This is a genomic window from Paraconexibacter antarcticus (genome assembly GCF_024220175.1).
Classification (GTDB): Bacteria; Actinomycetota; Thermoleophilia; order Solirubrobacterales; family Solirubrobacteraceae; genus Paraconexibacter; species Paraconexibacter antarcticus.
In genome coordinates this window covers 1-13,418 of record NZ_CP098502.1, presented here as the reverse complement: position 1 = coordinate 13,418, position 13,418 = coordinate 1, and the positions used below count along the sequence as shown (strand labels likewise).

At 71.2% G+C, this 13,418-nt stretch carries 10 protein-coding genes; 4 read left to right on the top strand and 6 right to left on the bottom strand.

Annotation, left to right across the window (positions count from 1 at the left end; genetic code table 11):
* Positions 1-250 precede the first annotated feature (250 nt).
* The 4 genes from NBH00_RS00050 (at position 251) to NBH00_RS00035 (ending at position 3,320) form a co-directional block, all read left to right on the top strand.
* A complete protein-coding gene (locus tag NBH00_RS00050) occupies positions 251-1,288 on the top strand; it encodes a hypothetical protein (RefSeq protein WP_254571318.1) in 1,038 nt (345 codons plus the stop codon).
* 22 nt (positions 1,289-1,310) lie between these two features.
* Positions 1,311-1,853 carry a DUF4446 family protein gene (locus NBH00_RS00045; protein ID WP_254571317.1) on the top strand — a complete coding sequence of 181 codons (543 nt, stop codon included), beginning with the start codon at positions 1,311-1,313 and terminating at the stop codon, positions 1,851-1,853.
* Positions 1,850-2,743, top strand: coding sequence for a prephenate dehydratase (pheA, locus tag NBH00_RS00040; RefSeq protein WP_254571316.1), 894 nt, complete (start codon positions 1,850-1,852; stop codon positions 2,741-2,743). The genes NBH00_RS00045 and pheA overlap by 4 nt, the downstream gene beginning before the upstream one ends.
* A 64-nt stretch (positions 2,744-2,807) precedes the next feature.
* Positions 2,808-3,320: an HNH endonuclease gene (locus NBH00_RS00035; protein ID WP_254571315.1), complete on the top strand. Its 513-nt coding sequence runs from the start codon at positions 2,808-2,810 to the stop codon at positions 3,318-3,320.
* A gap of 526 nt (positions 3,321-3,846) precedes the next feature.
* Here NBH00_RS00035 and gyrA read toward each other — a convergent pair.
* The 6 genes from gyrA to dnaA form a co-directional block, all read right to left on the bottom strand.
* Positions 3,847-6,450, bottom strand: a complete 2,604-nt coding sequence (gene gyrA, locus NBH00_RS00030) for a DNA gyrase subunit A (RefSeq protein ID WP_254571314.1) — start codon at positions 6,448-6,450, stop codon at positions 3,847-3,849.
* 78 nt (positions 6,451-6,528) lie between these two features.
* On the bottom strand, positions 6,529-8,958 hold the full coding sequence (gene gyrB / locus NBH00_RS00025) for a DNA topoisomerase (ATP-hydrolyzing) subunit B (protein ID WP_302182673.1): 2,430 nt from the start codon (positions 8,956-8,958) through the stop codon (positions 6,529-6,531).
* Positions 8,959-9,111: 153 nt separating this feature from the next.
* On the bottom strand, positions 9,112-9,426 hold the full coding sequence (locus NBH00_RS00020; RefSeq protein WP_254571313.1) for a DciA family protein: 315 nt from the start codon (positions 9,424-9,426) through the stop codon (positions 9,112-9,114).
* 23 nt (positions 9,427-9,449) lie between these two features.
* Entirely contained in the window at positions 9,450-10,571 is a 1,122-nt protein-coding gene (gene recF / locus NBH00_RS00015; protein ID WP_254571312.1) for a DNA replication/repair protein RecF, read from the bottom strand.
* A 43-nt stretch (positions 10,572-10,614) separates the two neighbouring features.
* A complete protein-coding gene (dnaN, locus tag NBH00_RS00010; protein ID WP_254571311.1) occupies positions 10,615-11,724 on the bottom strand; it encodes a DNA polymerase III subunit beta in 1,110 nt (369 codons plus the stop codon).
* Between the two features lie 124 nt (positions 11,725-11,848).
* Positions 11,849-13,279 (bottom strand): chromosomal replication initiator protein DnaA, encoded by a 1,431-nt coding sequence (gene dnaA / locus NBH00_RS00005; protein WP_254571310.1) that lies wholly within the window; start codon positions 13,277-13,279, stop codon positions 11,849-11,851.
* Positions 13,280-13,418: the final 139 nt, after the last annotated feature.

Below are 13,418 nucleotides of genomic sequence, written 5' to 3'. Positions count from 1 at the left end.
TGCTGACGGCAAACTTGCACTGTGGGGCCAGTCTTCCGATTCCGGTCATACTGGCGCCGCGCGGCCCTCGGTCAGCTCCGTCGACCGCACCCACCTCCCTGAACTGATGTCGTTCTTCGACGACGAACCCACTCGCGCCACCCCTCGGGCAGGCCGTCCCGCACCGCGCCCACGAGCCGCGGCGGGTGGTCCGCGGCCGGGCGGCTCGCGCGGCGGTGGGGGTGGCGCCCGGCGCCCGCCCACCCGCAGCGTGGACGATCAGACCCTCCTCGTCCGGCGCCTCGTCGCCGGCGGCGGCGGCCTGCTCATCCTCATCCTGCTCGTCGTCGGCGTCAACGGCTGCCTGAACGGCCGCACCGAGCGCGCGCTGAAGGACTACACGCGCAACGTCGCGAGCGTGATGAACACGAGCCAGACGGACGTCGCGGAGCCGTTCTTCTCGCTCCTGAACACCGGGGCCGACAACCCGACCGACCTGCAGGCCCAGGTCCGCCAGCTCGCCCTCGCGGCCCAGCAGGGCGCGAAGCAGGCCGGCGGCCTCTCGGTGCCCGACCAGATGCAGCGCGCCCAGGGCGCGCTCATGCTCGTGCTCAACCTCCGCGCGACCGCGCTGACGAAGATCGCCGACGAGATCCCGAACGCGCAGGCCAAGGCGCGCAGCCAGGCGACCGCGGTCGAGCAGGCGCTCAAGCGCATCGCCGGCCAGATGCGGGCGTTCGACGCGTCCGACGTCGTCTACAGCCAGCGCGTGCGCCCGTACATCACCGACGCGCTGAAGGCCAAGGGCGTGAGCGGGCAGGCCCTGCCGGCCGGCCAGTTCCTCCCGACGATCAGCTGGCTCTCGGTGAACACGATCGCCGGGGTGCTGAACGCGCAGCGCGCGGCGGGCGGCACCGGCGCGAACGCCGCGCCCGCGCCCGGCCTCCACGGCCACGGCATCCTCTCGGTCGCGGTCGGCACCCAGGTGCTCAACCCGTCGCCGGCCGTCAACCGCATCGCGGCGACCGGCACCGTCACCTTCAACGTCAAGGTCGCGAACCAGGGCGACAACGACGAGTCCGACGTGGTCGTGAAGGTCACCGTGAAGGCGGGGGCGAAGAAGCCGATCGTCGGCACGAAGACGATCCAGCAGACGAAGGCGAAGAGCGAGGTCACCGCCGCGGTGACGCTGCCGGGCGCCGCGCCCGTCGGCGACTCGGCGATCATCACGGTCCAGGTGCTCGGTGTGCCCGGGGAGAAGAACCTCGACAACAACATCATGAAGTTCACCGCGCTCTTCGGGAGCTGACCACGCCTATCCTTTCGCGGGCGTGGATGACCTGACCTCGACCACCGGCGTGGTGGCGCTCGCCGCCGCGGCACTGGCCTTCGCCGCCCTCGTCGTGGGGGTGGTGACGCTCCTGCGGGTGCGCCGGCTGCGCACGGACCAGACGCTCGTCCTCGGGGAGCAGGGGGAGGCCGACGTCGTCGCCCACGCCGCGGCGCTCTCGCGCGACTTCCGGGCGCTCCACGGCTACGTGGAGGACATGGCCGCGCACCTCACCGGACGGCTCGACCGCGTGGAGGTCCGCCTCGACGGCGCCATCTCGCACACGAGCCTCGTCCGCTACGACGCCTACAACGAGATGTCGGGCCGGCAGTCGACGACGCTCGCGATGCTCGACGAGGGGCGCAACGGCATCGTCATCTCGACGATCCACCACCGCGACACCGCCCGCATGTACGTCAAGCGGGTCATCGACGGGACGGGGGAACTCGAGCTCTCGCCCGAGGAGAACGAGGCCATCCGGCTCGCGCTCGCCTCCGGCAACGACAGTCCGACACCGCTCGTCGACGGGCCGGGCGCCGCGTGAGGACCGGGTACCTCGGCCCGGAGGGCACCTTCTCCCACGAGGCGCTGCTCGCCGCCGGCCTGCCGGAGGGCGAGGTCGACGCGGTCCCGCTTGCCTCGATCCACGACGTCGTCGTCGCCGTGCAGTCCGGCGAGGTCCGGCGCGGCATCGTCCCGATCGAGAACGCCCTCGAGGGTGCGGTCACCGCGACGCTCGACGCCCTGACCTTCGACGCTCCGGACGTCGTGCTCACCGGCGAGCTCGTCCTCGCGGTCCACCACCTGCTCCTCGCGCGCGACGCGCAGCCGCTCGACGGCCTCGAGGTGATCGTCTCCCATCCGCAGCCGCTCGCGCAGTGCGCGCGGACGCTCCGCACGCTCGCCCCGCAGGCGACGCCGGTCGTCGCCACCTCGACGGCGCAGGCCGTCCGCGACGTCATGGCCGAGGGGGGCGCCCGTGCAGCGATCGGGACCGCGGCCGCCGCCCGCGTCTACGGCGCGCACGTGCTCGCCGAGGGCCTCGAGGACGACCCGAGCAACGTCACCCGCTTCGTCTGGCTCGCGCGCGCGGGGGACGGCGAGGCGGGTCCGCCCGCCCCGGTCGGTGCCCCGGCCCGCACCTCGCTCGTCTTCCACGGCGACGGTGACGGCCGCGCGGGCTGGCTCGTGCGCTGCCTCTCGGAGTTCGCGTTCCGCGGCGTGAACCTCACGAAGATCCAGTCGCGGCCGCTCCGCTCCGCGCTCGGCCACTACCTCTTCCACCTCGATCTGGACGGGCGCGCGGACGACCCGGACGTCGTCGCCGCGCTCGCCGGGTTGTCGACGCACTGTGAAACCCTCCGCATCCTCGGCAGTTATGCCGTCGCGGCCGCTACCATTCGCGCTGGCCATGGGGGCGCACACACCACCTGACCCAGTGAGGTTCGCGTCGCCCGATGAGCACCGGCGACGCGGACGTGACGGTGGCCGTGTCCTGGTGCTCAACGCGACGTACGAACCGATCAACGTCTGCACGGTCCGCCGCGCCGCCGTCCTCCTGCTGAAGGAGAAGGCCGAGGTCATCGAGGGCGGCAAGGGCGAGCTCCACGCCGAGCACACCTCGATCATCCGCCCGCTCGTCATCCGCCTGCTGTCGTTCGTGAAGCTCCCGCGCGACCGCCACCGCCGCAAGATCACCCGTCGCGCCGTCTTCGCGCGGGACGACTGGACCTGCCAGTACTGCGGCACCGGCTCGGGCCTGACCGTCGACCACGTCATCCCGCGGTCCAAGGGCGGCTCGTCGGACTGGACGAACATCGTCGCCTGCTGCGCCCCGTGCAACCGCCGCAAGGGGGACCGGCTGCCGGCCCAGGCGAACATGCACCCCGCCCGCATCCCCGGCCCGCCGAGCCCGAACGTCTTCATCCAGGTCGCGAGTCCCCGCATCCCGACCGCATGGCAGCAATGGCTGCCGGACCTCACCGCCGCGCCCGTCCCCGACGCGGCGTAGGCGAGCCGTTCAGCGGAGGCGACGGAGCGGGCGCCGCCACCAAGCTCCCATCCACCCCGGGCGACGAGCCCATCACCCACTGCCGGCGCCCCGGCGTCAAGCCCCGGCGCACCGCGCTCAGCGGGGGGACGGTGATGCACCCCCGGAGCGGCTCCCGCACAAGGCGAGGGACGAGGCGTGCGGAGCGGAGGGGGTGGCGTCACCGTCCCCCCGCCCACCACGACCCCGCGTCGACGCGTCCCGAACACGAAGCACCGCCACCAAACGACGAGGGGCCCCGTCGACACGGGGCCCCTCGCCTACAGCACTGACTGGAAAGCATCGACCGACTCGTACTCGCCGGTGGGACCAAGTCCGGCCGTCGATCGAAGGGTGGCCCGGTTGGATTCCGCAAAGCGGTTCCAGCCATTCCGGCTTAGCGGCCGGTCACCTCCAGGGTCCCGCAAAAACTGTGACTACAGATTTGGACCACCTCCTTTCTCTGGTGCGAAAGAAGATACCAACGGTCCGGACGGAACTCGACGGCCTATTCGCTGCCGGGCACGTCGCCGCTGCCCCCGATGTCGTCCGCCTCCGGGAGCAGGTCGGTGGGCTCGGTGCCCTCGCCGGCCTGGACGATGACCTCGCTCACCGGCGCGCCCGGGTCGACGAGGCCGACGACCTCCGCCTCCGCGGCGCCCGAGCTGTCGGAGTCCGCGACGAGCGCGACGGCCGAGACCCGGTCGTCGTCCTTGAGGTTCATGACCCGCACGCCGGTCGCCGAGCGACCCTGCTGCGAGATGCCGCGGACCGCGGTGCGCTGCACCATCCCGCCCTCGGAGATGAAGACGAGCTCGTGGTGGGCCTTGACGACGAGCGCGCCGGCGAGCCGGCCCTTCGCCTCGGTGAGGCCGATCGTCTTTACGCCCTTGGCGCCCCGCGAGGTCTTGCGGTACTGCTCGATCTTCGTCCGCTTGCCGTAGCCGTTCTCGGTGATGACGAGGAGGTCCTGGTCGTCGCGGGCGACGTCCATCGCGATGACCTCGCCCGCAGGCCCGACGTCCATGCCGCGGACGCCGGAGGTGTCGCGGCCCATCGACCGGGCGTCGTCCTCGGCGAAGCGGACGGTGAGGCCGGCACGGGAGACCATGATGACCTCGTCGCCCTCGTCGACCCCGCGGACGGCGACGAGCTCGTCGTCGTCGCGGATCTTGATGGCGATGATGCCGTCGGCCTTGATCGGCGTGTTGTACGCCTGCAGCTCGGTCTTCTTCACCGTGCCGGACTTCGTCGCGAAGATGAGCGACGCGGTCTCCTCGAACTTCCGCGTCGAGAGCACGGACTGGATCCGCTCGCTCTCGCGCAGGGGGAGGATGTTCACGAGCGCGCGGCCCTTCGCCGTGCGCTGCGCCTCCGGCAGCTCGTAGACCTTCGAGCGGTAGACCTTGCCCCGGTTGGAGAAGAAGAGCAGGAAGTCGTGCGACGAGCAGACGAAGAGGTGCTCGATGAAGTCGCCGTCCTTCATGTCCATCCCGGTCACGCCGCGGCCGCCGCGCTGCTGCTGGCGGTACGTCGCGAGCGGGAGCGACTTGATGTAGCCGGTCTTCGTGATCGTGATGACCATCTGCTGGTCGGCGATGAGGTCCTCGATGTCGAGGTCGTCCTCGCTGGGGGAGATGAGCGTGCGGCGCTCGTCGCCGTAGGCCTCGCGGATCTCCCCGAGCTCCTCCTTGATGAGCGCGAGCACCGCGGCCTCGTCCCCGAGCAGCGCGCGCAGCTCGGCGATGCGCTCGGTGACGTCGGCGTGCTCCTGCTTGATCGCGTCGCTCTCCAGCGCGGTGAGCTGCGACAGGCGGAGGGCGAGGATCGCCTCGGCCTGGATCGTCGAGAGCGCGAAGCCCTCGATGAGGCCGGTCCGCGCGGTGTCGCGGTCCTTCGACGAGCGGATGAGGTTGATGATCGCGTCGAGGTTGTCGAGCGCGATGAGCAGGCCCTCGAGGACGTGCGCCCGGGCCTCCTTCTGCGCGAGCTCGTACTTCGCCCGGCGCACGACGACCTCGCGCTGGTGCCCGATGTAGGCGTGGAGGAGGTCCTTCAGCGGCAGCGTCTTCGGCACGCCGTCGACGAGCGCGACGGTGTTCACGCCGAACGTCGACTGCATCGCGGTGTGCTTGAAGAGCTTGTTCAGCGCGACCTTCGGGATGACGTCGCGCTTGAGCGTGATCACCAGGCGCATGCCGTGACGATCGGACTCGTCCTGGATGTCGGAGATCTCCGACAGCTTCTTGTCGTGGACGAGGTCGGCGATCTTCGTGATGAGGCCGCCCTCGCCGCCCTTCTTCACCTGGTAGGGGAGCTCGGTGACGATGAGCGCCTCCTTGCCCTTCCCGATGTCCTCGACGCCGACCTTCGCGCGCACCCGCACGCGGCCGCGACCGGTCTCGTAGGCGTCGCGGATGCCGCCGTAGCCGAGGATGACGCCGCCGGTCGGGAAGTCCGGGCCCTTGATGTGCTCCATGAGCCCGTCGAGGGAGATCTCCGGGTCGTCGATGTAGGCGACCGTCGCGTCGATGACCTCGCGGAGGTTGTGCGGCGGGATGTTCGTCGCCATGCCGACGGCGATCCCGGAGGAGCCGTTGACGAGGAGGTTCGGGAAGCGCGCGGGGAGGACGAGCGGCTCGCGGCGGGAGCCGTCGTAGTTCGGCCCGAAGTCGACCGTGTCCATGTCGAGGTCACGGAGCATCTCCGTCGCCATCCGGGTCAGGCGCGCCTCGGTGTACCGCATGGCGGCGGCGGGGTCGTCGTCGACGGAGCCGAAGTTGCCCTGGCCGTCGACGAGCGGGTAGCGCATCGAGAAGTCCTGGGCCATGCGGACCAGGGCGTCGTAGATCGCCGAGTCGCCATGGGGGTGGTAGTTGCCCATGACCTCCCCGACGATCTTCGCGCACTTCGAGTACGACCGGTTCGGCTGCAGGCCGAGGTCGTTCATGCCGTAGAGGACGCGGCGGTGGACGGGCTTCAGGCCGTCGCGCACGTCCGGGAGGGCGCGCCCGACGATGACGGACATCGCGTAGTCGAGGTACGCGCTGCGCATCTCGTCCTCGAGGGCCCGCGGCTCGATGTTGCCGCCGTCCAGGGTGTCAATGGCCATGGTTCGTCACCTGCTTCTTCGTTGCTTGGTCAGCGCCGGCGGTCGGCCGGCCGCCTCGGGGGAACAGCGGCCGATCCATCAGACGTCGATGGTCGCGGCGAGCGCGTTGTCCTCGATGAACTGCTTGCGGAACTCGACGACGTCCCCCATGAGCTTGGAGAAGATCTGGTCCGCCTCGGCGGCGTCCTCGATCGACACCTGCGCGAGCGTGCGGCTCGTCGGGTCCATCGTCGTCTCGCGGAGCTGCTCGGAGTTCATCTCGCCGAGGCCCTTGAAGCGGTTGAGCGAGACGCCGCGCTGCGCGACCGACATGACGGAGCGGCGGAGCTCCTCGAAGGTCGTCGCGTCCTCGGTCCGGTCGGCGAGCGTCACCGAGAACGACGGCGTGCCGGCGAGTTCGACGAGCTGCGCGTGGATCTTCACGTACTGCCGGTACTCGGCCGAGTCGAAGAGCGAGCGGCGGATCCGGTGGGTCGAGGCGAGGCCCGTCTTCGTCTCGACGCCGCGGACGAGCAGCAGGTCCTCGGACTCCTCGAGGAGCGTCGTGTCGAGCACGGCGCCCTCGACGGTGTCGCGCTCGAAGATCTCCTTCGCCTTCGCGAGGTCGGCGGCCTGCTCGGAGAGCAGCCCCGACTCGGTGAGGAAGCGGACGACGTCCTGGCCGTGGGCGGCGCGGAGCGTCGAGCCCCAGCCCTCGAACTGCTTGAGCAGCCGGTTGTACCGCTGCCAGCGCGCGTCGGTGAGCTTGAACTGCTGGCCCGCGCCGTCGATGACCTCGTAGCGCTCGAACTTGTCGGAGAGGAGGACCTCCTCGAGCTCGGACTCCTTCTCGATGTAGCGCTCGTTGCGGCCCTGCTTGAGCTTGTACAGCGGCGGCTTGGCGATGTAGATGAAGCCCGCCTCGAAGAGCTCGGGCATCTCGCGGAAGAGCAGCGTGAGGATGAGCGTTCGGATGTGGGCGCCGTCGACGTCGGCGTCCGTCATGAGGATAATCTTGTGGTACCGGGCGTTCGCGATGTCGAACTCGTCGCGTACGCCGGTGCCGATCGCCGTGATGAGCGCCTGGACCTCGTTGTTGCCGAGGACCTTGTCGATGCGGGCGCGCTCGACGTTGAGGATCTTGCCGCGGAGCGGCAGGACGGCCTGCGTGTGCCGGTCGCGGCCCTGCTTCGCCGAGCCGCCGGCCGAGTCACCCTCGACGATGAAGATCTCGGCGAGGGACGGGTCCTTCACCGAGCAGTCGGCGAGCTTGCCGGGGAGGCGCGAGTTCTCCAGGGCGCTCTTGCGCCGCGTGAGGTCGCGCGCCTTGCGGGCGGCGGAGCGGGCCTGCGCGGCCTGGACGGCCTTGCGGACGATCGCCCGCGCCTCGGCCGGGTTCTCCTCGAGGAACTCGGAGAGGCCGGCGTTCACGACGCGCTGCACGTTGCCGGCCATGCCGGGGTTGCCGAGCTTGGTCTTCGTCTGGCCCTCGAACTGCGGGTCGGCGAGCTTCACCGAGATGACGGCGGTGAGCCCCTCGCGGATGTCCTCGCCGGAGAGCTCGGGGTCCTTCTCCTTCAGCTCGCCCTTCTCACGCGCCCACGAGTTGATCTGCCGCGTCAGCGCCGTGCGGAAGCCCGACATGTGCGAGCCGCCCTCGTGCGTGTTGATGTTGTTCGCGAAGGAGTGGACGGACTCCTGGTAGGTCCCGTTCCACTGCATGGCGACCTCGACGTAGCCCTCCTTGTCGGAGTCCCCGTCGAAGTAGATGACCTTCTTGCCGCCGGCGAGCTGCTCCTTGCCCTCGTTGAGGTAGGCGACGAAGTCGCGGATGCCGCCCTCGGCGTGGAACTCGACCCGCTTGCCCTCGCCCCGCTCGTCGGTGAGCGTGATGCGCAGGCCACGGGTGAGGAACGCCGTCTCGCGCAAGCGCGTCTCGAGCGTCTGGAAATCGTACGTCGTCTCGTCGAAGATCGTGGAGTCGGGCAGGAACGTGATCGACGTCCCGTGCTCCTTCGTGGCCTCGTTCTTCTGCAGGTCGTGCTGCGGGGTGCCGCGCGCATAGCTCTGCGAGAAGCGGAAGCCGTCGCGGCGGACCTCGATGTCGAGTGTCTCGGAGAGCGCGTTCACGACGGAGGCGCCGACGCCGTGCAGGCCGCCCGACACCTTGTAGCCGCCGCCGTCGCCGAACTTGCCGCCGGCGTGCAGCACGGTGAGGATGACCTCGACCGCGGGCCGGCCCTCCTTCGCCATGTTCGACACGGGGATGCCGCGGCCGTCGTCGGCCACGGTGATCGAGTTGTCGGGGTGGATCGTGACGTCCACCTGCGAGCAGTTGCCGGCGAGCGCCTCGTCGACCGAGTTGTCGACGATCTCGTAGACGAGATGGTGCAGTCCGCGCACACCGGTCGAGCCGATGTACATCCCGGGGCGCTTGCGCACCGCCTCGAGACCCTCGAGGACGGTGATGTCCTCGGCGTCGTAGCCCCGGTTGCCCGAGGGCTTGTCATTGTCAGCGTCGCGAGCCACGCAGTCCTCCGTTAGACGTGAAAAGCCCCGGCGGCGCGTCCGATGACGCTGGGCCGGGGCGGGTGAAGCACGTGCCGGTGAGTATAGCACAGCGATACCGGTCTCCGGTGTGCATAACTCTGTAGAAAGTCCTGCAAAACAGCGTTATTTGTGTCACGTCCGCCGGCCGCGTCGCCCTTGCCGGGCCCAGCCGGCGGTCTCGGTGGCCCGGCAGCGCAGCTCGCGCACGGTCTCGGCCCCCAGCGCGGCGTTCAGCCGGGGGACGAGCTCGCCGGCCAGGAGCGCGATCTCCTGGGCCCACACGGCGGCGTCGCAGGCCACCGTCACGACCCCCCCGGAGCTCATCGCCGTCGGCGTCGCGTGCGGGGCGAAGGCCTCGCCGACGACGCCCGGCCAGACCCGCTGCAGCTGCGCGAGCGGCGTCCGCGGCTCGACGCGCGCCAGCGCGGCGTCGAGCGCCGAGGACATCCCGCGGGGACCCGGGCGGTGCCTCACGCGGCGTCCACCGCCCGCAGGCCGGGGGCGTCGACGTGGACGGCGCCCGGCGTCACGTGCAGCCGGACGACCGAGGCGTCCTCCGCGCCGGGGACGTGCGCGAGGTCGGTCGTCGTGACGAGCGACTGGCCGGCCGCCGTGATCCGCGCGACGAGGAGCGCGCGCCGGTCGGCGTCGAGCTCGCTCATGACGTCGTCGAGGAGCAGGAGCGGCGGCGCCCCGCGCTCGGCGGCGAGGACGTCGCGCTCGGCGAGCAGCAGCGCCAGCAGGGCCAGGCGCTGCTCGCCCTGGGAGCCGTAGACCCGGAGCTCCCGCCCGTCCCGCAGCAGCGCGAGGTCGTCGCGATGGGGACCGTGACCGGTGAAGCCCCGCTCGAGGTCGGAGTCGACGCGCTCGGCGAGCTCCGCGGCGAGCTCGGCCGCCGTGGTCGCCTTCGTCCGCGGCCGGTAGCGCAGCTCGCCCGCGCCGGTGAGGCCGAGCTCGGCGGCGATCTCGGCGAACGGGTCCTGGAGCAGGGCGACGGCCTGCGCGCGGTCGTCCCGCAGCGCGATGCCGTGCCGGGCCAGCTCGAGATCCCACGCCGCGAGCGCCTCGCGGCCGCCGCGACCGTGCTTGTACCGGGCGAGCAGGGCGTTGCGCTGGGCGAGCGCCTGCCGGTACGCGGTGCGGTTCGCGGTGCGCCCCGGCCACAGCGCGGTGATGACGGCATCCAGGTGCGAGCGCCGCAGCGCCGGCGGGCCCTTGACGAGCTCCAGGCGCTCCGGGAGGAAGACGCTCACGAGCGGTCGCACCGCGGCGTCGAGCAGGCGCGCCACCGGCACGCCGTCGACCTTGATGCGCTTGTCCTCGCCGGGCTGGAAGCCGACGGCGATCGTGTGGTCGCCGTCGCGGTCGTGGCCCTCGACCTCGATCCGCGCGGCGGCCTGGTCGAACCGCAGGACCTCACGCTCGTTCGACGTCCGGCAGGACCTGGCGGTGCACCCGAAGTAGAGCCCCTCGAGGAGGTTCGTCTTGCCGGCGCCGTTGCGGCCGTGGACGACGGTCAGGCCGGGGCCGAGCGGGACCTGCACCCGATCGTAGGTGCGGAAGTCCCGCAGGCTCAGGCGGCTGACGATCACGACACGGAGCCTAGGCCCGGCCGGGGGTGAGGGCCGGGATCGCTCAGACGTTCAGGCGGATCGGCATGATGAGGTACAGGAAGCCGCTGCCGTCGCCGGACTCGATGAGGCCGGGGCGCAGCGGGCTGATGAGCTTCAGGACGACGTCGTCGGAGCCGACGCTGTCGAGACCGTCCTTGAGGTACTCGGGGTTGAACCCGATCTCGAAGGGCTCGCCGACGAAGGGGATCGGCAGCGGCTCGCTCGCCTCGCCGACGTCCGGCGTCCGCGCCGAGACCGTCACCTGGCCCTCGGCGAAGGACAGGCGCAGCGGCGCGTTCTTCTGCGCCATGAGGCTGATGCGCTTGACGACGCCGGCGAGCTCGTCGCCCGGCACGTGCAGCTCGTGCTCGTACGTGTCCGGCAGGAGCTGGCGGTAGTTCGGGAACTGGCCGTCGATGAGCCGCGAGGAGAGGGTCGCGGCGCCGTGCTCGAAGATGATCTGGTTCTCCCGGACCGTGATGCGGACGTCGGGATCGTCGGAGCCGGAGATGAGCCGGCGGAGCTCCTGCAGCGCCCGGACGGGGACGTTCGCCTCGAGCTCGCCGCTGAGCGGCACCTCGAGCGCGGTCTCCTTGACGCTGAGCCGGTAGGAGTCGGTCGCGACCATCCGCAACTGCGTGCCTGAGGCCGACACCAGCACGCCGGTGAGGATCGGGCGCGTCTCGTCCTTGGACGCCGAGCGCTCGACCCGGTCGATCGTCGCGTCGAGCGGCAGCGCCGGGACCTGGACGACGGCGTCGCCGCCGGGTGTCGGCAGCGGCGGGAAGTCCTCGGCGCGGAGCGTCCGCAGCTGGAACTTCGCGGGGCCGGCGACGATCTCGACGTCCTGCTCGGCGGTGCGGAGCTCGAGCGTCACCGGACCGGAGGGGAGCTGCCGGGCGACGTCGAGGAGCAGCCGGGCGGGAAGGACGACGATGCCCTCGCGCTCGACGGTCGCCTCGAGCGGGACGCGGAGCGCGAGCTCCATGTCGGTAGCGCGGAGTTCGACGGTCGTGCCGGACGCGTCCACCTGGACGCCCGAGAGCGCCTGCACCGCGCTGCGGGTCGAGGCGACGCGTGAGACGGTCTGAAGCTGGGCGAGCAGCTGCTGGCTCGTGGTGGAGAGCTTCACGAAGAGAACCTCTGATCAGGAATTGACGTCATAGGTGGTGTGGAGATGTGTACAGCTCGCCGAAAGGCCGCGTGGTGCGGGAAAAGGGCGCACAAGTCCAGCGTGGGGGACGTGCGTGAGTCTGTCAGTCACGCCGGTCGGGATCGGGGGCGTGGAGCTGAGCGGTGAGGTTGTGCACAAGGTCGTAGGCCTCGGCGTCGTCGGCGATGCGCTTCGTCGTCGCCTTCACCGCGTGCATGACGGTCGTGTGGTTGCGGCCGCCGAACTCGCGGCCGATGGCCGGCAGCGTCTCGCTCGTGTGCTCGCGGGCGAGGTACATCGCGACCTGTCGCGGCCACGAGACACGGGCGCTGCGGTCCTTGGAGAGGAGCTCGTCGCGCGTGAGGGAGAAGGCGTCGCACACGAGGGCCTGGACGCGCCCAATGGTCACGGCCGGAGGCGCCGGGCGCAGCGGGGTGCCGGGACCGCTCGGGGCGGGGCCGCGGCGGTAGAGCCCGCGCAGGACCTCGTCGGCCAGGTCGGTGTCGAGCGTCCGGCCGGTGAGCGACGCGAAGGCGACGACGCGGATGAGCGCCCCCTCGAGCGCACGGATCGACTCGGTGACGCGGTCGGCGATGAGGGGCAGGACCCCGGGGTCGTCGAGCTCGATCGAGTCGTGCTGGACGCGCTTGCGCAGGACGGTGAGGCGGGTGGCGACGTCGGGGGCGCCGATGTCGGCGACGAGGCCCGAGGCGAAGCGGGCGCGGAGCCGGTCCTCGAGCGCGTCGAGGTCGCCGGGGAGGCGGTCGGACGTCATGACGAGCTGGCTGCCGGCCTCCAGGAGCGCGTTGAAGGTGTGGAAGAACTCCTCCTCCGTCTTCGCCTTGGACTGGAGGAACTGGATGTCGTCGATGAGCAGGACGTCGGTGTGGCGGTGGCGCGCCTTGAAGCGGTCCATGGCGCGGCCGCCGCGCTTGACCGAGGAGACGAACTCGTTCGTGAAGCGCTCGACCGTCGTGTAGCGGACGGTCAGCCCGCCGCCGTAGCGCTGGACGTAGCCGCCGATGGCGTGGAGGAGGTGGGTCTTGCCGACGCCGGGCGGGCCGTAGATGAAGAGCGGGTTGTAGGCGTGCCCTGGGAGCTCGGCGACGGCGAGGGCGGAGGCGTGGGCGAAGCGGTTCGTGTCGCCGATGACGAACTGGTCGAAGCTGAACTTCGGGTTCAGGGCGACGTCGCGATCGGCCGGCTCCTCGCGCTCGTCGTCGGTGACGGCGGCGCCCCGGCTGCTGCGCGGTGGCCGGCGGGCGTCCCGGGCCGCGGCGACCGGCTCGACGTCGGCCTGGACGCTGACGGTGATCCCCGCGCCGATGACGTCGGCGGCCACCCGGGCGAGCACGCCGCTGAAGCGGTCGGTGATCCACGCGCAGAGCTCGGCCGGGGCGCGGAGCGTGAGCACGTCGTCGGCGAGGGCGACGGGCTGCAGCGGCGCGAGCCAGATCTCGTACGTCGAGACGCCCACCGCGTGCTGCAGGTCCGCCTGGATCTCCGGCCAGAAATGCGAGAGATCCGGGGTCATGGCAGCGGGGAACGACTCCTTGAAGAAGCGGCGAGAACAGGACGGCGAGGGGCGGCACCTCCTCCGGGGCGCCGGGCGGCGAACATACCAAAGGGACGACCCCTCGGCGGGGGCCTGCGGCGCGCTCCGGGGGCCCCTG